At 52.1% G+C, this 380-nt stretch carries 1 pseudogene and 1 other annotated feature; the pseudogene reads left to right on the top strand.

Annotated elements, in window-relative coordinates:
* Positions 1–380, top strand: a pseudogene (locus tag U869_RS31695) (IS3 family transposase); the annotation flags it as partial.
* Positions 124–240 (top strand) — a sequence feature (AL1L pseudoknot). Its footprint overlaps the pseudogene before it by 117 nt.

Consider the following 380-nt stretch of genomic DNA (forward strand, 5'->3'; position numbering starts at 1 on the left):
GGGTATCAGCCCCGTCAGCACTGATGATGGTGGACTGAGTACCGATGAGCGCCAGCGTTTAAAAGAACTGGAACGTGAGAACCGGGAGCTACGCCGCAGCAATGATATATTGCGCCAGGCCTCAGCTTATTTTGCTCAGGCGGAGCTCGACCGCCACTGGAAAAAATAATGCCACTGATGCAGCGTCTGAGTGGTACACACGGGGTCGGGCCGGTATGTCGCGAACTGAATATTGCCCCGTCGACCTATTACTGGCATCAGCAACGCCGGCTGCATCCTGAAAAATGTAGCCAGCGAGAAAAGTGTGATGCTCAAATCAGCCTGGAGATAAAACGCGTTTACGAAGAAAATTACAGTGTCTATGGTGCACGAAAAGTCTG

The sequence above is a fragment of the Serratia sp. H1w genome (assembly GCF_000633355.1).
Lineage (GTDB): Bacteria > Pseudomonadota > Gammaproteobacteria > Enterobacterales > Enterobacteriaceae > Chania.